The organism is Paenibacillus sp. BR1-192, assembly GCF_029542445.1.
GTDB lineage: Bacteria > Bacillota > Bacilli > Paenibacillales > Paenibacillaceae > Paenibacillus_AQ > Paenibacillus_AQ lautus_A.
Map to the genome: position 1 here is coordinate 4163906 of NZ_CP120718.1, position 20950 is coordinate 4184855.

20 protein-coding genes and 1 riboswitch are annotated in these 20950 nt (G+C 48.5%); of the genes, 3 read left to right on the top strand and 17 right to left on the bottom strand.

Annotated features, from left to right (window positions below):
- Nucleotides 1–11 precede the first annotated feature (11 nt).
- On the bottom strand, nucleotides 12–554 hold the full coding sequence (locus P0X86_RS18455; RefSeq protein WP_277746145.1) for a MarR family winged helix-turn-helix transcriptional regulator: 543 nt from the start codon (nucleotides 552–554) through the stop codon (nucleotides 12–14).
- A 504-nt stretch (nucleotides 555–1058) separates the two neighbouring features.
- Nucleotides 1059–2039, bottom strand: coding sequence for a glycoside hydrolase family 5 protein (locus P0X86_RS18460; protein WP_481858305.1), 981 nt, complete (start codon nucleotides 2037–2039; stop codon nucleotides 1059–1061).
- A 255-nt stretch (nucleotides 2040–2294) separates the two neighbouring features.
- Here P0X86_RS18460 and P0X86_RS18465 point away from each other — a divergent pair, with 255 nt between their 5' ends.
- Together P0X86_RS18465 and P0X86_RS18470 are read left to right on the top strand one after the other, a co-directional pair.
- Complete coding sequence (locus P0X86_RS18465) at nucleotides 2295–3494, top strand: AGE family epimerase/isomerase (RefSeq protein WP_277746147.1); 1200 nt, start codon at nucleotides 2295–2297, stop codon at nucleotides 3492–3494.
- A gap of 138 nt (nucleotides 3495–3632) precedes the next feature.
- Nucleotides 3633–4637 carry a substrate-binding domain-containing protein gene (locus tag P0X86_RS18470; RefSeq protein ID WP_192571567.1) on the top strand — a complete coding sequence of 335 codons (1005 nt, stop codon included), beginning with the start codon at nucleotides 3633–3635 and terminating at the stop codon, nucleotides 4635–4637.
- A gap of 142 nt (nucleotides 4638–4779) precedes the next feature.
- On the opposite strand, the gene P0X86_RS18475 is transcribed toward P0X86_RS18470, so the two are convergent.
- The 5 genes from P0X86_RS18475 to P0X86_RS18495 form a co-directional block, all read right to left on the bottom strand.
- On the bottom strand, nucleotides 4780–5943 hold the full coding sequence (locus P0X86_RS18475) for an MFS transporter (protein WP_277746148.1): 1164 nt from the start codon (nucleotides 5941–5943) through the stop codon (nucleotides 4780–4782).
- A 63-nt stretch (nucleotides 5944–6006) separates the two neighbouring features.
- Nucleotides 6007–6106: riboswitch (purine riboswitch) on the bottom strand.
- Between the two features lie 32 nt (nucleotides 6107–6138).
- Nucleotides 6139–6564, bottom strand: coding sequence for a VOC family protein (locus P0X86_RS18480; RefSeq protein ID WP_277746149.1), 426 nt, complete (start codon nucleotides 6562–6564; stop codon nucleotides 6139–6141).
- A gap of 113 nt (nucleotides 6565–6677) precedes the next feature.
- Nucleotides 6678–7481 carry a DUF6597 domain-containing transcriptional factor gene (locus P0X86_RS18485; RefSeq protein ID WP_347177557.1) on the bottom strand — a complete coding sequence of 268 codons (804 nt, stop codon included), beginning with the start codon at nucleotides 7479–7481 and terminating at the stop codon, nucleotides 6678–6680.
- Nucleotides 7482–7566: 85 nt separating this feature from the next.
- Nucleotides 7567–8010 carry a hypothetical protein gene (locus P0X86_RS18490; protein ID WP_277746151.1) on the bottom strand — a complete coding sequence of 148 codons (444 nt, stop codon included), beginning with the start codon at nucleotides 8008–8010 and terminating at the stop codon, nucleotides 7567–7569.
- On the bottom strand, nucleotides 8011–9231 hold the full coding sequence (locus tag P0X86_RS18495; protein WP_277746152.1) for an aminotransferase class I/II-fold pyridoxal phosphate-dependent enzyme: 1221 nt from the start codon (nucleotides 9229–9231) through the stop codon (nucleotides 8011–8013). It abuts the gene before it with no gap.
- A gap of 151 nt (nucleotides 9232–9382) precedes the next feature.
- On the opposite strand from P0X86_RS18495, the gene P0X86_RS18500 reads away from it, so the two are divergent.
- The gene (locus P0X86_RS18500; RefSeq protein WP_213578948.1) at nucleotides 9383–10588 is read left to right on the top strand and encodes an MFS transporter; all 1206 of its coding nucleotides are present in this window, start codon (nucleotides 9383–9385) and stop codon (nucleotides 10586–10588) included.
- Between the two features lie 1667 nt (nucleotides 10589–12255).
- Here the strand turns inward: P0X86_RS18500 and P0X86_RS18505 are convergent.
- The 10 genes from P0X86_RS18505 to map all read right to left on the bottom strand — a co-directional run bounded on the left by P0X86_RS18505 (nucleotide 12256) and on the right by map (nucleotide 20943).
- Nucleotides 12256–12585 carry a four-helix bundle copper-binding protein gene (locus tag P0X86_RS18505; RefSeq protein ID WP_015735831.1) on the bottom strand — a complete coding sequence of 110 codons (330 nt, stop codon included), beginning with the start codon at nucleotides 12583–12585 and terminating at the stop codon, nucleotides 12256–12258.
- A 245-nt stretch (nucleotides 12586–12830) separates the two neighbouring features.
- Entirely contained in the window at nucleotides 12831–13484 is a 654-nt protein-coding gene (catA, locus tag P0X86_RS18510) for a type A chloramphenicol O-acetyltransferase (protein ID WP_277746153.1), read from the bottom strand.
- Nucleotides 13485–13841: 357 nt separating this feature from the next.
- The gene (locus tag P0X86_RS18515) at nucleotides 13842–16085 is read right to left on the bottom strand and encodes a stalk domain-containing protein (protein WP_192571561.1); all 2244 of its coding nucleotides are present in this window, start codon (nucleotides 16083–16085) and stop codon (nucleotides 13842–13844) included.
- 288 nt (nucleotides 16086–16373) lie between these two features.
- A complete protein-coding gene (locus tag P0X86_RS18520; RefSeq protein ID WP_277746154.1) occupies nucleotides 16374–17000 on the bottom strand; it encodes a histidine phosphatase family protein in 627 nt (208 codons plus the stop codon).
- A gap of 30 nt (nucleotides 17001–17030) precedes the next feature.
- On the bottom strand, nucleotides 17031–17405 hold the full coding sequence (locus P0X86_RS18525; RefSeq protein WP_277746155.1) for a VOC family protein: 375 nt from the start codon (nucleotides 17403–17405) through the stop codon (nucleotides 17031–17033).
- A gap of 84 nt (nucleotides 17406–17489) precedes the next feature.
- On the bottom strand, nucleotides 17490–17930 hold the full coding sequence (locus P0X86_RS18530) for a hypothetical protein (protein ID WP_192571558.1): 441 nt from the start codon (nucleotides 17928–17930) through the stop codon (nucleotides 17490–17492).
- Between the two features lie 51 nt (nucleotides 17931–17981).
- On the bottom strand, nucleotides 17982–18494 hold the full coding sequence (locus P0X86_RS18535; protein WP_096774138.1) for a GNAT family N-acetyltransferase: 513 nt from the start codon (nucleotides 18492–18494) through the stop codon (nucleotides 17982–17984).
- A 190-nt stretch (nucleotides 18495–18684) separates the two neighbouring features.
- Entirely contained in the window at nucleotides 18685–19416 is a 732-nt protein-coding gene (locus tag P0X86_RS18540) for a class I SAM-dependent methyltransferase (protein ID WP_277749060.1), read from the bottom strand.
- A gap of 161 nt (nucleotides 19417–19577) precedes the next feature.
- The gene (locus P0X86_RS18545) at nucleotides 19578–19853 is read right to left on the bottom strand and encodes a CD3324 family protein (RefSeq protein WP_015735839.1); all 276 of its coding nucleotides are present in this window, start codon (nucleotides 19851–19853) and stop codon (nucleotides 19578–19580) included.
- Nucleotides 19854–20196: 343 nt separating this feature from the next.
- Entirely contained in the window at nucleotides 20197–20943 is a 747-nt protein-coding gene (map, locus tag P0X86_RS18550) for a type I methionyl aminopeptidase (RefSeq protein WP_213578953.1), read from the bottom strand.
- Nucleotides 20944–20950 lie beyond the last annotated feature (7 nt).

Sequence of the window (20950 nt, forward strand, 5' to 3'; positions counted from 1 at the left end):
TAATATGAATTTTAGTAAGAAATGAATTTGTTCGAGCGTTTCAGTGAGCCTGGATTGCTATGATCAATTGCTGCCGGCGTATCGAAAGATGGGCGGGGCGGCCGAAGCACGAAATCCGAGAAGCCCTCCAGATGATCGTTCAACCGTTCAAAATAATGGATCAGATCCCGCAGCTCCTCGTGCGAGAATATTCCGAATATTCGTTCGATCGAACGCCCGCCTATGTATTCGTTACGCTTCACCATTTCTCTTCCAGCATCCGTGATGTCCAGCACAATCGATCTCCGATCGCTCTCGCTCCGTCTTCTTACCGCGAACCCGCAAACCTCAAGTTTATCGCACAAGGCCGTTACCGCTCCGGACGTAAAATCGAGCTGTTCCGCAAGCTCCCCAAGCTTCTGCTCCCCATCCCGCAATATGGTGTTCAGGATCAACAAACCTGGCAGCGATACGCCTTCTATCGAGATTTTGTCACGCTCCTTGACAAATCTCCGCACCATTTTGCGAAAATGCCAATCCGCCTCTTCCATTAATGCCCAATCCCTTTCTTCCATGCCGCTCCTTCCTGTGGAACGATAGCCTCAGACTCCAAGTCATAATCCGTAACGATGTCCGGAAAATACAGAAAGGCTCCCATTTCCCCTTCCGTTAAAATAACGAAATCGAGTAAACAGGAGCCTTTGGTAGACCAATCGGCTGATATATCGTTCAATACTAAGATAATGAGTGATCATTTAATGAGGACTGAATGAATTTGCTTGTGGCTAGATTAAACCAATTAATACCACCTGTCAAGTAGGAATTAAATATATATTTAAACCATCAAAACAAAACCCCGCACTAGATGCAGGTTTCTCCAAAGCCAAGCATATTGATATCGCATAAAGGTTGTTCCTCTTCTTTGTCGATAGGTCTCGAAGAGGATGCAAGAATAGGCTGTATGTCGATTCAGAAAATCCTATAGAAAAAAGCCGTCGAGACGGTTCCTCGACAGCCTGCATGCATCCATATGTTTGAGCTTGCTGTTAACATGCAATCTCATCTACCTTAACCCGATTTTAATAAATGCCCGCTTTCTTGGAGGTTTGCTGAATCCCGTCGGTTCCATGAACCACCGTGTTTCCCCAGCCGGTCAGGTTTCCGCTTGGCCCTGCAGCCAGATCCAAATCGTTCAGCTCCGGGCTGTTTCCGTACCAGGACCAAGCCAGCCAGCCCACTTCCTTCTGCTGTCCGTACTTCATAATAGCAATCTCATCGACATCGGCACCTTGATGATAGCCGCCGAACTCCCCAATGATTAAAGGCAATCCTTTGTTTAAAACATCGTCCATATTCGTTTTCACCGTAGCGGCATCCTTACCGGCATACTCATACATATGGATGGAGAATACCGTATTCTTCAGTTGATCGGAAGCAAATACCGCGGCCCCCTCATCCACGATGGATTGCGGGTATTGCCCCCATCCGGCTGCATCAACGATCAACGTATTCTTAATGCCCGCATTTCTTAATTTGGGAATGGCCTGCTTATAACCATCGGCCCATCCGCTGCTGTTCCAATTTCCATACCATTCATTAGCAATATTGACGATGACGCGGTCTTCTTTTCCGATCAATGCCCCTTTGATGCTGATCCAATAGTCGACGGCCGCTTCAAGGGAAGCATACTCATCTTTGCCTGTCGCATCATGCACCTCCAGAACGGCTATCATTTGATGCTGCGACACCAGCGAGATGATACTGTTGACGGAGTTCAGGTCATCCTTGGTCCATTGCGACCCGTTCGACAAGACGACTCGTACGGTATTGGCTCCCGTTTGCGCGATAGCCGGAATAGCCGCGTTCAGATCATTCTTGTACCAGGTGTGGGGATGATTTACACCCCTCATCACAAAGGCCTTGCCCGTTGAATCATACAGCTTGGTACCGTTTACATAAAATCCTGTGGCTGCTTCTGGACTAGGAAGTCCACCGCCTACTGACAAAAACGCCAGGATCGCGACTAGAATAGACTTCCATCCCTGCATCCATATCAACATCATCTTCCTCCCTCTGGATTCATATCATTTGATTTCTAGCCTCGACACTAGATGATGAATCAAAACCGAAGTGATTAGATTATTTAGGTAATCGTTTAAGTAACAATTCGAATTTTATATGCCTCACCTTCACCTGTCAATGGTGTATATATGTTTATAATAATGTTGCGTGTAAAAGATTTCGTTGACATTGAACGATACTCTTTCTTAAAATATTTTCTAAGGTTAACGATAACTTAATAACGGAGGCTTTATATGACAATGACTTTACATACCCTGGGTTCTGAAATCCGAAAAGAATGGCTGGAGCATATCCTGCCTTTTTGGGGAGGATTGAAGGACGAAACCAACGGCGGGTTTTACGGCCAAGTGAACGCCGATTTAAAGATTGATGAACAAGCAGCCAAAGGCGGGATTGCCTGTTCAAGAATTTTATGGAGCTTTAGCGCAGCCTATCGGACGACGGGGCACGAAATCTACGCAGAGCATGCCAGGCATGCCTTTCAATTTCTCTCGCGCCACCTCATTGACCGCCAATATGGCGGACTGTATTGGATGGTGGATTACAAGGGAGTCCCGACAGATACCAGGAAACATATCTACAATCAAGCGTTCGGGGTATATGCATTAAGCGAATACCACCGCGCTTCCGGGAACCAAGAGGCATTGGATCTGGCCAAAGAGCTGTACCGTCTGATCGAGAGTAAGGGGTATGATGCGAAACGGCAGGCCTACAAGGAAGAGTTCGACCGGGAGTGGAACGAGCAGCCCAACGAAATGCTTAGCGGCAACGGCGTGGTCGCGCATATCACGATGAATACGCATATTCACGTCCTGGAAGCTTACTCCACGCTTTATCGGGCTTGGCCCGAGGCGGTGGTCCGAGAATCGCTTCATAACCTGCTGTCCATTCTGTACCATCATATTTTCGATGCTGATCGGAGACGTTTAGGGGTGTTTTTTGACAAGGATTGGAACCCGCTCGTGAATGTCACTTCATTTGGCCATGATATCGAGGCCAGCTGGTTGATGGATGAGGCGCTTGATGTCATCGGAAGCACGAATCCGGATTATAAGCGCATGGTTCTGGACTTGGCGTATGCCGTTTCTGAACGGGCCGTGCAGCAGGATGGTTCGCTCATGAATGAGCAAGAAGGCTCACGTCTGGATACCTCCAGAATCTGGTGGGTCCAGGCTGAGGCTATGGTCGGTTTTTTCAATGCCTATCAGCGTACGGGAGATATTCAATTTCTTGAACAGGTCTTCAGAATGTGGAATTATACGAAAAAAAATATTATCGATTCCCGCCCGGGCAGCGAATGGTTTTGGTCTGTCGATGAGAACGGACGGCCGGATCAGCACGAGATGGCCGGACCATGGAAATGTCCGTATCATAACAGTCGATTTTGCTTGGAAATCTTAAATCGAATCGAACATGTAAGCAGCAAGCTTTAACAGAATAACAATCAGAAATGCGCCTTCGCCTTTATTTGTCTCAGACGAGCAGGTATACTGTACTTGGATCATGGAATGATTGCATACATACTCGGACAGATGGTCTACTTCGACTGTAGATAAAAGGAGACAAACGCGATGAACAAAAACATAACGATGAAGGACATCGCGGAGCAAGTTGGCGTCAGCACGGTGACCGTCTCGAAAGCCCTGAACGACAAGGAAGGCGTAAGCGACGAGTTAAAGGCAAGAATCAAAGCCATCGCCAGCGAAATGGGCTATCGGGTGAACACCGTTGCCAGGTCCATGCGCGAAGGGCTGACTTACAACATCGGCGTCATCATTCCCGAACGTTTTACCGGACCCGACCAATCGTTCTATCTTCGCGTCTATCAAGAAATCTCCAAGGGATTGGAAGACTACGGGTATTACGGCATACTTCATATTTTAAGCAGCTCGGATGAACAGGCCTTGCAGCTGCCGCGCATCTATTATGATCGCAAAGTGGACGGATTCATTCTGCTGGGACAGATCAGCAAACCTTACATCGAGATCATGCACGCCATCGAACCGCCGATTCTGTTTCTGGACTTCTACGATGACCATTCGGATATTGATGCGGTGGTTTCGGATAATTTTTACGGTGCCTATGAACTTACCAATTACCTGATCCGGCAAGGACATCGCAACATTGCCTATGTGGGCAGCTTGCATGCCACAAGCAGCATTCAGGATCGGTTCCTGGGTTACTATAAATCGCTGCTGGAGCATCAAATCGCGCTTCGGCAGGACTGGGTAATCAACGATCGGAATGAGCACGGCAATTATCTCGACATCGAGATTCCGGATGAATTGCCAACAGCTTTCGTATGTAATTGCGATCAGGTCGCCTATTTGGTTGTGCAGAAATTGCAAGGCATGGGTTACCGCATTCCCGACGACTGCTCCGTCGTCGGTTTTGACAACGATATCTACGCTACGCTGACCGTGCCGCACCTGACGACGGTTGAAGTCAATATGAAGCAGCTGGCTCAAACGTCGATCCAGTCCATCTTAAGCAAAATCAGCACCCCTGATACCAAATTCGGCAGAATTGTGGTGAAGGGCAAGATCATCTATCGTTCTTCCGTCGCCAAGATGTAAACCCTCCCACCATCAAGCATGCCCCGAACCACGCATCGTGCACACAGGGAGCAGTGCGCACGATGTACAAAACGATTGCAAAAGAAAAGACAGCTGCATGGATGCGGCTGTCTTTTAAAATTCGTGAAAAATTTACGGCTATTTATTTGCTTGTCTTCCACGTTAGCGCAGGTCTCGTCAAAGAATAAACGGCACAAACCAGGGACACGATGACGATCCCCCCGCCGACCCAGGCCGTGCTGGCTACGGTGCCTCCCTTCTCTAACACGAGGCCTCCAATGGCAGAGCCCAATGCAATGCCGATTTGCAGCGCGGAATTGTTAAAACTTTGCTGGATATCGGACGAACCCGGATCCACTTGAATCAGATAATTCTGCAGAGGAGGAGCCAGGCTCCAGCTCAATGCCCCCCATATCATCATCACGATTAAAAACACGCCAATCGAAAATGTGGATAACGGAAGTACGAACAATACCAGCATGAATGACGTAATGATGATCACGATGCTCTTATGCGATCCGAGCCGATCCGCAAGCGCGCCGCCGAACGCCCCGCCGCCGACGGCGGATAGTCCGAACAGGAAGTAACAGATGCTGATCCAATAAGGGCTCAGCCCAAGCTCCGATTCAAGAAACGGCGTGAAGTACGCATATATGGTGTAATGTCCTGCAAGCATGAACAAGGTGGCCAGATGCGCACCGGCGATTTTCATCTTGCCCAGCGCCTTGATCTGAACGGATAACGGCGTAACATTTTCAGGCTTGATCCGGTCCAGGAACATATAGATCAAAATCATGGAACCGATCGACAGGAAGCCGATACCCAGGAACAACACCCGCCATCCGAAAGCCTCGCTGATCAGGATGCCGAGCGGCACGCCTAGCACCAATGACGAACTAATCCCCATATAGATAACGCCCAAGGCTTTAGCGCGATGTGCAGGCTCAACCACCTTGGCGGTAATCGTCAAAGATAACACGATAATCAATGCCGTACTCATCGCGGTTAAGATTCTGGCTGCCATGAGCAGCGTAAAGTTCGGACTTACATAAGCCAGCAAGTTACCAATAAAGAAAATAAACAAGGAAATCAGGTAAAGCCGTTTGCGCTCCACTCTTGCCGTCAGCGCAAGAAGCACCGGTCCCGCTATCGCATAGACCAGGGCGAACACGGTAATCAGCTGACCCGCCGTACCGAGCGAAATATGCAAGTCGTCCGCAATGAGCGGCAGTATCCCGCCAACAATAAGTTCAACCAGCCCGACGGATATCGTCGAAATCGCTAGAATTAATACTTTCAGATTCATCTGGAATGAAATCCCCTTTCTTCGATGTCATGTTTATAATCAACAAAAAAATCCTGACTACAAAAAATGACAAACATTTTCTGTAATCAGGATTTTACGGTTCCTGGTAGAGACCCTCAGACCATATTAATGAGGTTATACATTCAAATAAAATATTCAGTTGCACAACAATCGTTGATTAATTTATCACATCCGTTACGAAAGATCAACCTCCCATGCAGGATTCCAGCAAATCTCCCACAAATGTCCGTCCGGATCGAGAAAATGACCGGAATAGCCTCCCCAGAAGGTGTCTTGTGCCGGTACGGTTACATTAGCGCCCGCTCTACTGGCTTGCTCCATCACCTCATCCACTTCTTCCTTGCTGCCGACGTTGTGGCCGATCGTGAATTCCGAAGAACTCGGGGACGATAAGGGAACATTCGCTTCAACCGACAGATCCTTGCGATTCCATATCGCCAGCTTCACACCGGCTTGCAAGTCAAAAAATGCTACAGCCCCATGCTCGAATTCAGTGCCAATGATTCCTTCGGTCGAAAGCCCGAGCCCGTCACGGTAAAATTCCAGGGACCGTTCCAGGTCATCAACGCCAATCGTAAGTACGGATATGCTTGCTCTCATTTTACATTACCTCCTGTACATCATCATTGTTACTTCTACCCCATTGTCGTTCAACACCGGAATGAAAGATTGTAAAAAAAGGACAAACCTTGCCGCCGCCAAGCATACAAAATTTATGGTTGAAAAGCCTGCTTCGGCGACATGCCGTATAAGCGTTTGAAGGTGTTAATAAAATGAGGCTGATCATAATATCCGTATTGGGCAGCGATTTCAGGAAACCGGTTAGGCTTGGAACGGCGCATCTCCTGCAGCAAATTCTGGAATCGTATGATGTCCGTCATTTCCTTCGGCTTCATGCCCAATTCCTTCTGAAATGCCCTTCTTATGTTTCTCTCGCTGTAATTCATTTTTTCGGCCAGGGCATGAATCGTTATTCTCCCCTTGGAGGCGTATAAATGCTGCATGCCTTGCTCCACCAGCGGTTCAGAGCGAATGTTACTCCGTCTTAACGCGTTGAATAAAAACGTCTCAATCAGCTCGATGCGTCGGGCGGAGTCGAGAGCTGTCACCATTTCTTCGTTCAAGTGATTCACCTCTGCCCCCCACGCTTCTTCCAAGAGGACGGGACCCTCCCGAAATTCGGAAGCGGGAAATTGGATGAACGGACGAACGGTTTCCGCATAGAAGCGAATACCGAACAGAGACTGCTCCTGCGTGAGTATCGCCGCTTCATAACGGGACATCAGGCCCGTAACGAAACCGGAAGCCGAGGCGGTCCGTGCCTTCAAATTAAAAATGATATCCACGCAGCCGTCGGGAAGGATGCGATGGAGCGGAGCTTGAATGGACGTGACTCGGTATTCCAAGCTCCAATAACAGGCTACATATGCCATCAATGGCTGGCATGGCCTATATTCCGTATAGGCATAATCTGAAACAGGAGATTGAATCTCTATGGCCGGTGCTTGTACAGGCATAAAATTCCGCAATGCGCTCACCCTTAATTATGCTTGAATTAACAAACAACTTGATAAGAAAGAAAAAATGTAGTCTTAGCGTCTATCAATCATGCTGTCCTGCTCGTATCTGCAGGTTCATAATTTGACCGTCTCGCGACGTAATGTAAACCTTCCAATCCCCCGTTACTCCACGCCCGTCATGCATGGCGAATGTCCGGGTTCCCTCCGTGCCGGCTTTGACATCCGCGTATCCGAATTCCTCCGTTCCCCGGTAGACCTTCAGCATCACGTGGCCCGTGCTGTTCTTATTATGAACCTTAACGGTTAATTTGCTGCCCTGCTCCGGCATGGTGGTAAACGTGTTTTCATACGCATTGACGCCCTGGTACTTATCCAAGTCTATATATTGCACCTTAAAAGGCGTGTTGCTGTCAGCACCATCAACTTCCTCTATGTACGGTGCCTGATGATGAACGAGTTCGCCCGCACTCTGAGGGAACAGCGTCAGCGCCAGAAACATGGCGAAGCCGACTCCAAGCCATTTCATTTAGGGCGAAACACCTCCAATAAATTTCCCTATGCGCACAGCCGCCTCGCGCAGAGCCTCCTCTTCCTGGACCAGCGCGATTCGCACGTAGCCTTCACCTTCAGAGCCAAAAGCATCTCCTGGTATAACCGCCACGCCTGTATTCAACAGCAATTCGCGGGCGAACCGCCGCGAACTCCATGCTTCCTGGCGAAAAGCTTCTGGCAGCCGAGCCCATAGAAACATCGTGGCCAGCGGTTTAGGAACGTCCCACCCCGCTTCGGCCAGGGAAGCTGCGAGGACATCACGGCGTTGTTCATACAGCGAAGCAACACCGCGTTCTTCGTGGGAAGCAGCCATGGCTTGACGCAAGGCATGGACCGCCGCCGTCTGAACCGGCTTGAACACGCCGAAGTCGATGTTGCTTTTGTATTCCCGCAGCGCGCCGACAGCTTCCTCATGACCGGCAAGAAAACCGATGCGACAGCCTGCCATATTAAAGCTTTTGGAGAAGGAGTGAAATTCCACGGCGATGTCGATGGCGCCTGGAGCCTGCAGTACGCTTATCGGGCGATAACCGTCAAAGCCCATTTCGGAATAGGCCAGGTCATGGACGATGAGCACGTCCCATTTTTTCGCCAAACCGACCAACTTTTCAAAAAAAGCAAGATCGGCCTGAACCGCAATCGGATTCCCCGGAAAATTCAGCAGGATGAAGGTTGCTTTCATCCAAATCTCCTCCGGTATGCTGTCCAGATCGGGCACGAACCCCCGCTCTTCTTTCAGTGGCAAATACCAAGGCGTTACCCCTGCGATCGCAAGGGCTCCGGCATAAATCGGATATCCCGGATTCGGCACAATAGCCAAATCTCCCGGATTGCATATGGCTTGAGCCAAATGCGATAATCCGTCCTGAGAGCCCATTAAAGCCAGTATTTCCGTATCGGGATCGACGTTCACGCCGAAGCGGTGCTTCATCCATGCTGCCGACTGCTCTCGGAATTCCATGGTTCCTCTGGTGCCCGGATATGTATAGTTATCTTCTTTTAGCGCTTCTTGGCTCAGGATCTCGCGTATATCGTCAGAAGGACCACGGTCAGGACTGCCAATACTCAAATCGATGATATGTCTTCCCGCCTGGGCAGCTTCTTGTTTCCATTCGCTGACCTCGGCAAATATCGAAGAACCGATCTGTGATAATTTGTCTGCACGCCATGATCGCTTAGAAGTTTGATTCGGCATGGTATCCACCCACTCCACTTTTTTTTCCTACATTATAGCATGAAGCCGGCTTTAGCTTCTCTTGGAATTCCGATCTGGGGCTTGACTTGAAAAGCCTTTCATATCGTAAGATCGAACCATACAAAAAGAGAAACCAGGAGAAGAGACAACCATGACCAGATTGAGAGAAACCATTTTTATTATCGCGTTTACGTTTGCAGCCTTTGTGCTGGGTACCACCGAATACGTCATTGTTGGATTATTGAAGGACATTAGCGCAACTCTCAGCATTTCGCTTGCGGCTGCAGGTGTCCTCGTATCCTGCTTTGCTATCGCTTATGCGCTCGGAACGCCTTTTGCAGTGACGCTGCTCGGACGCATTCCACGGCATGTTACCATCCTGTCAGCGTACATTGCGGTGTTGGTGTTTAATTACTTGACCATCTTCGCCACCACGTATCCTGTCATGCTGTTCATTCGCATCATCACCGCCATTCTGTGCGGATTGACCTTGTCGCTGGCCATTGCCGCGACCAGCGAGCATATGAGCGCTTCCCGCAGGGCTGGCGCGGTTGCCTGGATCATTGGAGGTTTTTCCATAGCGAATGTCCTGGGCGTTCCCGTCGGGACGCAGATCGGCCAAATGGCTGGATGGCAAACCGCTTTTATCGTTACTTCACTTGTGGGGATCATCCCGCTTGCGTTCATGTTGGCCGTTATGCCCAAGAGCAATACGATTAGCGTAAGCTCCATGAAGCAGCAATTTGCCTTATTCAAAAACCAACGGATTCGTCTTGCGTTCTTCATTCCGGTTTTCGGCGTAGGCTCCGTATTTATCGTATACACGTACATCACGCCGCTGTTAGAGAACGTGCTGGGGATACCGCAGCAATGGATCAGCACCGTCCTGCTGGCTTACGGCGCTTTCACGATTCTAAGCAACTGGCTTGGCGCCAAGGTAGCGCAAGGCAATTCCCGGGTTAAATTGAAAGTGATTTTCACCATCCAAGCGATGATTATGACGGCTCTGGCTCTCACCCTATCGCTCCCGTGGATGGCATTAGCATCCTTGATGCTGGTCGCCTGCTTCTCCTTTGCGCTCAGTACCGCCGTTCAGTTATACCTGATTGACTTGGCAGATGAATCTTCGCCCGGCTCCAAGGACTTCGCTTCCACGCTCATGCCGGTTGCATCCAACATGGGAATTGCGCTCGGCTCCCTTCTGGGCAGCCTGGTCGTGGACAGCATTGGCCTGGCCTACCTGCCGTGGGCTGCAGTTGCATTCGCTATCGGAGCTTTTGTCATAACTTCCCGCTGCCATCAGCTCGACCAAGAGCAATCGGAGTTAACGCTCCTGACTTCGGTTAAAGCTTCATAGAACTATTTTAATCCTTCTCATTTTAGGTGAGAGGGATTTTTTTGAACGGCGGAAATCGGTCATTCTCGCTATAACAGATACCTTATCACTAAAATGGTACAGTAAACTCGTATTCATTCGATGGTCAACTAATCCAAAGCCTATTTGGAATTCAAAAAGCTTACCCGTTATGTAACGGCGTAAGCTTTTTTGTTATCCTGTCATTCAGTTCGGCAGGAATCGGCATGAGTCCAATATCATGCCGATTCCGATTCCAGCAAATAGCGAATCCGCTGTCCTAACAATCTCCCTATTCGGCTGATTTCACCGAAAAAAACACCAGGGGTTGCGTCGCATTACCGACTCATCCATAAGGATAACGCCATAGATACAGCTTTGTTAAACCCCATGGATTTGCCGATATTAGAGGACACTGGTTCCGCTATTCCATTGTTTTCACCTATTTCATGGCATTATGCGGACAAGAGATCCGCTATTGTTGGATTTAGCGTGGATTCTTCCGTGATTATGGTGCAATAACGGATCTTGTGTCCGCTTGATCACCATAATAGGCCCATTTCGGCGAAATAGCGGATCCTCTGTCCTCATGAGCTCCATTTCGGTGAAATAACGAATCCTCTGTCCTCATCGACTCCATTTGGGGCAATTTCCAGCAAGTAGCTGGGCCTTCTTTTGTGTACATGTGTCCAATATCGTACCAATACCAGTAAATAGCGGATCCTCTATCCACACAATCTCCCTATTCGGCTGATTTCACCAAAAAAAACACCAGGGGTTGCGACTTATTACCGACTCATCCATTAGGATACCAACATCATAGATCCAGCATTGTTAACTCCTTGGATTTGTGTTATTAGAGGACACTGGTTCCGCTATTCCATTGTTTTTACCTATTTCATGGCATTATGCGGACAAGAGATCCGCTATTGTCGGATTTAGCGTGGATTCTTCCGTGATTATGGTGCAATAACGGATCCTGTGTCCGCTTGATCACCATAATAGGCCCATTTCGGCGAAATAGGGGAGCCTCTATCCCCATCGACTCCATTTGGGGCAATTTCCAGCAAGTAGCTGGGCCTCTTCTATAAGCATGTGTCCAATATCTTACCGATACCAGTAAATAGCGGATCCTCTGTCCTCACAATCTCCTTATTCGGCTGATTTCACCGAAAAAAAACACCAGGGGTTGCGTCGCATTACCAATTTCCTAATTAGGATAACACCATAGGTACAGCTTTGTTAAACCCCATGGATTTGTGATATTAACGGACACTGGTTCCGCTATTCCATTGTTTTTACCTATTTCATGGCATTATGCGGACAAGAGATCCGCTATTGTCGGATTTAGCGTGGATTCGTCCGTGATTATGGTGCAATAACGGATCCTGTGTCCGCTTGATCACCTTAATAGGCCCATTTCGGCGAAATAGCGGAGCCTCTGTCCCCATCGACTCCCTATTCGGCTGATTTCACCAATATAGGGGTTGCGACGTATCACCGACTCACCCATTAGCTGTCCTCACAATCACCATAACAGTCTCACTCCAGCAGGCAGCGGTGCCCCCTCATTCTACATCTGCCCACTTAGTCTACATGTATCCAATTATAGGACCATTCCAGCATATAGCGAGCCTCCGCATCGTCCATCTGCTCGATCGTTCCCCTGCTTAAGCCGCCATCTCCCGGCATGCCTTCGCACATCTGAAGCAGGCTTCCGCACATTCCTGACAGTGCTTAGCATCATGCTTCTTGCACTCGTTTCCGCAAGCTTCACAAACATCGGCACAGATCCTGCATATTTCTCTGGCATACATGCTGTTCGTGGACATGGCCTGAGCCGCAAAATTACATATATCCGCGCACTGCCGATCCAATCGTATGCATTCCTTCATCATCGCAACATCCTGCTCCTCCAAACATGCGGTGTAACAATGGTTACAAGCTACCATACAGCGCAAGCATTCCTCGATGCATTTTTGAAATGATTCGTGTGACATACAACATTCTCCTTTCGGTCTTAGCGATTATAGGATTACCTTGTACCAAGGTTGTATGTTATTAACCAAAACTTGTGAAGATTCTATGAGGATTTTTTGGAGCATCGAGTTGTCGAGCTTAAAGGTGTGACTAGATTAGATAAAAAAAGACGACTGCGCAGCAGCCGTCTCTCCTTTTTCATGATGCCATGAATGCACCATTTCCCGTTAATATACTTCGAGTTGTGCATTCATCGAACATCCCATTATTTTAGCCAGTCCTCACAGGAATCCGCCATTTTTTGCAAAGCTTGAAAGAACATGCTGGCATGGTAACCATCACACACCGCATGGTGCACCTGCATTGAAACCGGCAGCAGCATGCGCCCTCCCTGCTCGGCGTATTTGCCGCCCGTGATGATCGGCAGCAAATATTCTTTATCATGGGCAATATTCAGGTTGAACCCGCTAAACCTTGCCCAGGGGATCATGGATATGGGAAACGTATTGGGCGGTGGATTCTCCTTAACGAAGATCCCTTTGACATCCCGATAACGTTCCATGTCCTGCTCATATAGATCATGGAATCGATCAAAATCGTTCGCAAATTCAGTCCATAAGCTCGAGAAGGTATGATCATCCTTGTGAAAAAAGGTATAACTCGGCGTCATGGAATCCCAGTACCCCAGCTGCCCCCCTGGGCTATACGAGGTTTTGAATTCTGCGCGTTCATTGACAACCCGGGTCACCATGTAAATAAAAGCCGGGTAAAGCTTATACCCCCGAATCTTCAGTGCTTGAAGCAACAGCGTGATATCCGTGTCGACAGTCATGCTGTAGGTGCATTGATTTACGTTTGTGTAATGCTCGAAATACGGCAATCTGTTCCACCGCTCGATATCAATGGTATGGAAATTCATTTATTTGCCCTCCTAAAATAAAATCGTTCTATTTCAGGAGGGTACATCCACCGCTTTAACCACAAGCCATCACTCCAAAGTTTTATATATCCGTCAGCAAGCTCAACGATTACATCTAAAATCCCGTACGACTTTCACGCTATCATAGAAAAAGGCCGTGTTGAACGCTCATATTGTGTTGTGTCCCTATTATAAATCATCACGCTCTTAAAAAATAGAGAATGACGATCCATGCTCCCGCCTGCTTATGTACCTTTGAACTCAACTCAGCGCGTCTCGTCGACGGGATACGCTCTAAAGAAAAGGCTTCGCTCCTCAAGCAGAAGCTCAAGTCGCAAAGCCTTTATCCTTCCAATCTTAATGAATCACTTCCGGCAATTGGGTAAACAGCAGGTTTACCGGCAAATTGCTTCCCGGCGCAGCCGTCAGCATGATTTCAACCTTTTGCTCAAAATCGCCTGTACGGTAGAGAACCGCTTGCTCTCCTGGGGATACCTGGCCCAAGGAATAAATCGGTACGATCGTTCCGTTCATCATGGCATAACCCGAGTACTTGCCGCCCCGCGGGTTAAACGAGATCAGGGTATTCGGCGCTACGCGATCCAGCGTGATTTTATACAGGACCCCGAAGTTGCCGGTATTGTGCGTAATGTCTCCAACCATAGGATCCATGCCTTGCAGGTTAGGGTCATCCTGGTTGTCTCCAAGAACGAGACGCTGGGATTCTGCCCCCACCAGCTCGGAATAACGAATGATCCGCGTCGAATCCGGATAGGTGCCGCGGTTATGAACGCCATCGCGATCCAGGATCGGCAGCGTGCTCAGCACCTTCAACGGATCGGATTTTTCGTCAATCATTACGACGTCGAACTGGATCGGCAGGTCGCTATACATGTCCGAGTACAGGGAAATGACATGCCCCTGCTTCATTCGAATCTCGCTCAGCTCCGTCATGACCAGCTTCTGTTCGCCAGGTGCAAGCGTTACGGAAGTTCGCTTCGAATCGTCCTGCATGGATTGGAAATAGTTCAGCACGGACTTTTTGCCTGCTGCCGTCGCGATCGGCGATGGACCTGCAAATCCCAGGTAATCTTGTCTGAGCGTTACCGGGGTACTGTTCTTGTTAGTTGCAATCACGTACATCTTCACGTTTTTGTTCAGATTGTTCACGTGGTGAATCATGAAGCGCATGTCGCCTACCGCTGTCTCTTGATACACGATGCCCTCGCTGTTTACGGTTTCCGGGCTGTTACTGCGGATCAGCGTGCTTGGCTCGTCGTAAAAATCATAATTGATCTTCGGACGCGAAGTGACATTGCCGAGGAACGAGAATTTCTCTCCTTCCGGAATGAACAGCATATTGAAGTCGTCTTGCTCATACAACGTCTCGTTCGTTACGTTGATGGTCGTCTCGTAGGAGGAGCTAAGTCCCTTCTTATCGGTGACGGTCAACTTGATGGTATACACGCCAGGCGAGAAGAAGGCATATTCTTTGTTCTCCCACTTGTACGTCAGGTCCTCGTTCTTGTCCTGGTCGTCGTAGCTTTGATCCGTATAGGTGATCAGCTCGCCCATTTTATATTCCATCTTGTCGGTTTCGAACATGGCTACAGGCGGAAGGTTCGGCTGAACGACCGTAATCGTTTGGCTGTATGGTTCACTCCAAGCTCCCGTCGAATCCTGAACCGAGTAAGTGACTATGTATTGACCTGGCGCATCAAATATATCTTGCTTGCCTTCCCAACGCTCGTCGATGATTTCACCTTGTACATTCTCAACCTGAGGTGTATAGGTGACTGTAGTCTGCCCTGCAAAGATCTCTTTAGGTCCTACCGTAAACTTGGCAACCGGCTTGCTTTCCAGACTCATGATGACGCGCTTGCCAACATTGTCCACTTTATATTGAATGTCCAGCGCTTGCGTGATGGCTGTCAGCGGAACCATGAAGGTGCTCTTGGTTTGGTAAGAGGTGCCTTTCATAGTTTTGGTTACGCCGTTGACGGTATACTTGCTGCTGTCCGTTTTGAAGCGGAGCTCATTGCTTCCTTTAGTGATAATCGTTTCTTTGGTCTTCTTATCGTAAGTGACCTTGAAGCCTACACGATCCACAAGGGCACGGATGGGAACATAGGATACTCCCTTCTTGACTTGCATCGGCTGCGGTGCATTGTAGGTAACGCCGTCTTGAACCATCTTCGTGCTATTAAAATAAAGAATAAGTTCCTTGCCCGTCACGGATGGCGTGTTATTCTGGTTATCCTGCCCTACCGTAGTCGTTCCCGGATCTTGGACTTCACCGGACTCCTCCACCGGCACTTCGGTCGTTCCTGTTTCGGTTGTACCTGTTTCAGTGGTTCCTGCTTCATCCGGCGCTTGAGTTCCTTCTGTCTCTGTCGTATCGGATGTCTCTTGAGCAGCGCCTGAAGCGTTTGTACCCCCGGATTTTAGTGATTTCGTTGCCGCTGAATTTTGCTCATACACTTCTTGGGTGACTGACGGTTGCGTTTGGTCTGCGGCATTGGCATCCGCGCTCGCCGGATAAGCTGCGGCCAATTGGGCAACAGCCAATACGGTTAGCAATGATCGTTTCTTCAGTTTCATTCCATAACTCCTTCTAATCCTTTTTGATATTTTAATGAGGTCATACTATTAGACGTAAATTTTGGTAAAAAAGTTTCTCTGAACTGTGAATAATATTTAAGATGATGTAGAACTTTGTTAAAAACCTATAAAAAATCCCGAAACAGCATCAACGCTGAAACGGGACTAATTGGTCACACGATAGAATTCATATAAATGTTCCTAGATTTCATAAATCCATTAACCTTCCTAAGGTTCCGATTCATATCATTTTGGAATATACAATATAGGCATTGTAATCAACCGAGCTCATTGTTCGACGTTCAGATGCTCCTGCAAATTCGTAGCCGCAATAACCTTTCTCCCGCTTGCCGGGTCATATTTCCACAGATGAAGACCCGTATCTCCTGTCGGGACATGAATGTCGGTATGATAAGGAAGATTCAAGAAGCTCCGAAATAACATCGAGATCATCCCGCCGTGAGAAACAATGCAGACGCTTTTCAACTCGGGTTCGTTATGGAAGGTAGTAAACAGCTTGGACATGAATTGCTCGGCCCTTGCTCTGAGCTGCACTTCAGATTCTCCGCCTTTAATGGCATCATGCCGCTTCCTTCCGCCCAGGGGCAGAGGGTACTTTATCAAAGCCTCTTCCCTTAACATACCCGCGATAACCCCATTATTTTGCTCCATCAAATCAGGATCATAGGTAACGGGTACTTTTGTCGTTTTAGCGATCATGATAGCGGTCTGCTTGGCCCGCTGAAGCGTGCTGGAAAAAATCGCATCCAACGCATATGCATGATGAATCCAATCCGCCAGCAGTCGTGCTTGCTGTTGACCGAGGTCTGTTAAAGCATAATCCGCCCATCCTTCACACCGATTCAGAATATCCGCTTCCGACTGTCCATGTCTGACAACTAGAATTTCAACCATATGCAGTCCCTCACTTACATCCTTCAGTGATTATTGTTTGTTGCCAACGGCGATCCAGCGCCCGTCCACATCCTCAAACACAAGCTCATGATTGTTATAATCCGTCATGGTTAACGGTCTGACAATCTTCACGTTCAATTCCATGAGCTCCTGCTCGATCTCTTGTAGTCCATACGCAACAAAATAGGCATCGTACCCGTAACCGTAACGGATTCGATTCGGCACGACCTCCACGTCTGTCATCGTTAATACGATTTCAATGGAATCCCTGTATAAGCACACATGCGGTTCGTCTGCATCAAGATAGTTCACGGCACGGAACCCGATTTCTTCATAAAACTGACTTGTCCTCTTGATATCAGATGTCGGAAAGATTTGCAGGCAATGGGAAAACCCTGTACTCATGGTTCTATCTCCTTATCTCCTGTTCTAGCCCTCTTCATAACGACTAAACTGCTTATCCTTCATTTCCCGTATATCCCGGATCGCTCATGTGACCGGATCTTCTCCCGGTTCCACAGAAATTGACGCAATGCCAAACAGATGAAGAATCGCTAAGTAGAATGGGTAAAGCGCCAATCCCGCTATGGCAATGAGTCCTGTTACAGGGCTGGGTTTGTCGGCCGGATTCGTGATCGGGAACCATGCAGCCGTAATGTAAACCAGCATCATGAAATAGGGAATCCATAAAATTAGAGCAAAAAAACTTGCTTTGCGACCGTTTAACCAATATCGGACCAGCTTCGGAACCCCCCAACCCGACAGAATGAATCCAGCAACGCAATAGACTAAGGTCAGCGCATTCACGTGATCCAGGTCCCACCCTGTCAATCTGCCAATCCGGTACACGTTGACCATCAGTTCAATCCCGGCAAAAGGGAACAGCGCATACAAAGCAGCCGCCATATTTAATCGAATGATGAAGTTCATATCCACTCTCCTTGCACGCATTCAACTGTAACCGATATGCGGCAGGCCGCTTTATGAAATCAGCTCTTTAATCAAATACAAATTCAGATCATCATCCGCGCATACCATGTCGCCCGGCACCACAGGTTCGTTGTTGTACATGATCCCGTTGCCGTCCGGAATATAACCGCGCCGTACATAGATTCTTTGAGCCGCTCCATAGTCCCTGTATAATCCCACCCCGATGCCGATACGCGGCAGTTTCTTGCTCACGATGATCTCGAATTCTTCTATGATCCGATTGGCGATCCCGTTTTTTCGATACTCGGGAAACACGTTCAGATCATTGATTTCCGGAATGTTCTGATCCCGAAAATACGGATAAGCCGACTCATATTTCAAATGCGATACGCCGGCCAGCTCACCCTGTACAAAAGCCAACAACGTGATGCGTATGCCGATTTGGTTTTCAAATTCACAACGATCATAATACTCATCCGAGCGTTGTATTTTTTGCTGTTCAAATGCATCTTTCCAAATACGTTTAAGGTCTGCGTTATCCAAAACTTTCAATGTAATGTCCATAGGGTTACCTCGCTGTTATGTATTGGTATGGTGAGTACCGTCAGCCTCTATTTTAATGCTTTTCCTTAACTTGGTAAATCATTCCGAAGCAATTGATGCATGAAATCAAAACGGCCAAGACGAATGTCCCGGCCGCTGTCCGATTTTTACCACAAATAACCCTGTTGCTAAGCAAAAAACTCGGTCTCTGCTACTTTCTGGCCGACATCAGCATAAACATCGGACGGTGACCTTCTTCCTCCCATTCGGGATGTGCCGCCAATTGTGCCTCAGAAGGACCCCAGTCCTCAACATGAGTTATGGTAAAGCCAAGCCCGATCAAGATATTGAGATAGGTGCCCATCGTCCGGTGCTGCTTAATTACGCCTTCGGCAAGCCAATTCGTTGTACGCGGTCCTTCTTGCTGGTAATGATCAACCGGCCAAGTTTGATGCCCGCTGGGATGCTGAATCCATTCGGGACGGCTTGAAGCCGTGTATATCGGATGCTCGACGGAGCATACCAGGCTTCCGCCGGGCTTAAGTGAACGGTGCACTTCCTTTAAGAGGCCCTGCAAGTTTTCAATATAATGAAAAGCGAGCGAGCTATACACCAGATCATACTTTTCAGAATCCAGCTCCAACGTCTCCAGATCCGCTTTGATATAGCTAATGTTGGAGTCCTGCGTTTCGGCCTTCCCCCGTTCCAGCATATTCTCGGACACGTCAACTCCGATCACTTTCTCGGCGCCGCCATGCTCCCTCGCCCATCGGCTGAACCAGCCGAACCCGCAGCCTAAATCAAGAACGCTGGCACCGCTCAGATCCGGCAGCATCGATCGCAGCGTTTCCCACTCGGGAGCGCCGTCCAAGCCATGAACGGAACGACTTAATTGGCTGTAACCCTGAAAGAATCCTTCATCATCATAAATGTTTTGCGTCATCACCGTTATAGCACTTCCTTCGTCTAGAATATCTCTCCTAAACTTACTTTCTTCATGCGTGGTTCTCAAGTTTATGTTTGTTTCTGCCTTAAACAGGATCACACACCCATAAAAAAGCGATATCTGAAGATCGCCACCGATCCTTCAAATATCGCTGCATTCTAACTTTTCCTTCGTTCGGCCCGAATAATTCTTCGTATCGATTGCTCCGTTAAATAATAACGTTCAGACAAGGTACGAATGGAATCGCCCTTCATATGACACTTGAAAATGTTCCGATTCCGCTCGTCCAGATCTCGCTTGGCTCCGGTTTGTTCTCCCCAGCCCTTGCGGTTCTCCGACTTTCTGGGAATATAAATATAACTTCCATCAATATACTGCTGAATGGTTTTGATTACGTGTTCCGGCAAAATATGTTGTGCTTTTTCGTATTTCATACCCCTTGCCCCTATCTACATGGAATCGTGTAAATAGTGAGCAAAGCCTGCACAAATATAACAGCGGCTAATTCATGTTGGAAGTAGGCTCCGAACAATTTCTCTGCCCGTTATTTCCGTGCAGCTTTGCCCGGAGCCTGATTTAACCACTTGAACGGTCGTGCTCCTAACGTGAGCCATCATCATTTTCACCTCGCCCGATTGGATGATACAAAGTTCGTTCGCTTCCCTCTATTGTAACAAATTCGATTTCCTTTGTGTCAGGTTCGAACAACGAGATGACGAGTTCTCCCGATCCCACACCTACCCAGCAACCTAGTAGACAAAAGAATGTAAAAAAAGCTTACTGGGCCGTTAAAATCAGCGGTCCATCCTTCGTGATAGCGATCGTATGCTCATATTGCGCCGACAGCTTGCCGTCGGCCGTTCTCGCCGTCCACTGATCGTCGTCGATCGTGATGCGGAACGTACCTTCGTTGATCATCGGTTCAATCGTAAACACCATGCCTTCCTTTAACCGAATGCCTTTGCCGGCTATGCCGACATGCTCATAGTTCGGCTCCTCGTGCAGGCTCCGCCCGATCCCGTGCGCCAGCAGATCCCGTACGACCGAGAACCCGTTCGCTTCCGCATGCTGTTGAATCGCCGACGTTATATCGCCAAGCCGGCCCCCGGGGAGTGCCCGGGCGATCCCCAGATCCAGGCATTCCTTTGCCACCTTCATTATGTTTTGCGCCTCCGGCCGGATATTGCCCACTGGATAGCACCAGCACGAATCGCCGAACCATCCGCCGTATTCCACGACGATGTCGAGCTTCAGCAGGTCCCCATCCATCAGCGCCCGGTTCGAAGGAATGCCGTGGGCCACCACATCGTTGACCGATGTGCAGGTTTCGGCGGGGAAACCGTTGTACCCTTTCGTAAACTGCTTGCCGCCCAGCTTGGTGATGTGTCTGGCAACAAAGTCATTGATCTCCCGGGTGGTGATCCCGGGCTCGATCAGTTTGGCCACCTCACGGTAGCAGTCCGCAACGATTTGGCTCGCCGGCTTCATCTCTTCGATTTCCTTAGGTGATTTTAAAATGATCATCTATGTT

Bases quoted from the DNA above. Each gene is read 5' to 3' on its own strand.
- P0X86_RS18455 (WP_277746145.1), bottom strand. From the start codon at position 554: ATGGAAGAAAGGGATTGGGCATTAATGGAAGAGGCGGATTGGCATTTT.
- P0X86_RS18460 (WP_481858305.1), bottom strand. From the start codon at position 2,039: ATGTTGATATGGATGCAGGGATGGAAGTCTATTCTAGTCGCGATCCTG.
- P0X86_RS18465 (WP_277746147.1), top strand. From the start codon at position 2,295: ATGACAATGACTTTACATACCCTGGGTTCTGAAATCCGAAAAGAATGG.
- P0X86_RS18470 (WP_192571567.1), top strand. From the start codon at position 3,633: ATGAACAAAAACATAACGATGAAGGACATCGCGGAGCAAGTTGGCGTC.
- P0X86_RS18475 (WP_277746148.1), bottom strand. From the start codon at position 5,943: ATGAATCTGAAAGTATTAATTCTAGCGATTTCGACGATATCCGTCGGG.
- P0X86_RS18480 (WP_277746149.1), bottom strand. From the start codon at position 6,564: ATGAGAGCAAGCATATCCGTACTTACGATTGGCGTTGATGACCTGGAA.
- P0X86_RS18485 (WP_347177557.1), bottom strand. From the start codon at position 7,481: ATGCCTGTACAAGCACCGGCCATAGAGATTCAATCTCCTGTTTCAGAT.
- P0X86_RS18490 (WP_277746151.1), bottom strand. From the start codon at position 8,010: ATGAAATGGCTTGGAGTCGGCTTCGCCATGTTTCTGGCGCTGACGCTG.
- P0X86_RS18495 (WP_277746152.1), bottom strand. From the start codon at position 9,231: ATGCCGAATCAAACTTCTAAGCGATCATGGCGTGCAGACAAATTATCA.
- P0X86_RS18500 (WP_213578948.1), top strand. From the start codon at position 9,383: ATGACCAGATTGAGAGAAACCATTTTTATTATCGCGTTTACGTTTGCA.
- P0X86_RS18505 (WP_015735831.1), bottom strand. From the start codon at position 12,585: ATGTCACACGAATCATTTCAAAAATGCATCGAGGAATGCTTGCGCTGT.
- catA (WP_277746153.1), bottom strand. From the start codon at position 13,484: ATGAATTTCCATACCATTGATATCGAGCGGTGGAACAGATTGCCGTAT.
- P0X86_RS18515 (WP_192571561.1), bottom strand. From the start codon at position 16,085: ATGAAACTGAAGAAACGATCATTGCTAACCGTATTGGCTGTTGCCCAA.
- P0X86_RS18520 (WP_277746154.1), bottom strand. From the start codon at position 17,000: ATGGTTGAAATTCTAGTTGTCAGACATGGACAGTCGGAAGCGGATATT.
- P0X86_RS18525 (WP_277746155.1), bottom strand. From the start codon at position 17,405: ATGAGTACAGGGTTTTCCCATTGCCTGCAAATCTTTCCGACATCTGAT.
- P0X86_RS18530 (WP_192571558.1), bottom strand. From the start codon at position 17,930: ATGAACTTCATCATTCGATTAAATATGGCGGCTGCTTTGTATGCGCTG.
- P0X86_RS18535 (WP_096774138.1), bottom strand. From the start codon at position 18,494: ATGGACATTACATTGAAAGTTTTGGATAACGCAGACCTTAAACGTATT.
- P0X86_RS18540 (WP_277749060.1), bottom strand. From the start codon at position 19,416: ATGACGCAAAACATTTATGATGATGAAGGATTCTTTCAGGGTTACAGC.
- P0X86_RS18545 (WP_015735839.1), bottom strand. From the start codon at position 19,853: ATGAAATACGAAAAAGCACAACATATTTTGCCGGAACACGTAATCAAA.
- map (WP_213578953.1), bottom strand. From the start codon at position 20,943: ATGATCATTTTAAAATCACCTAAGGAAATCGAAGAGATGAAGCCGGCG.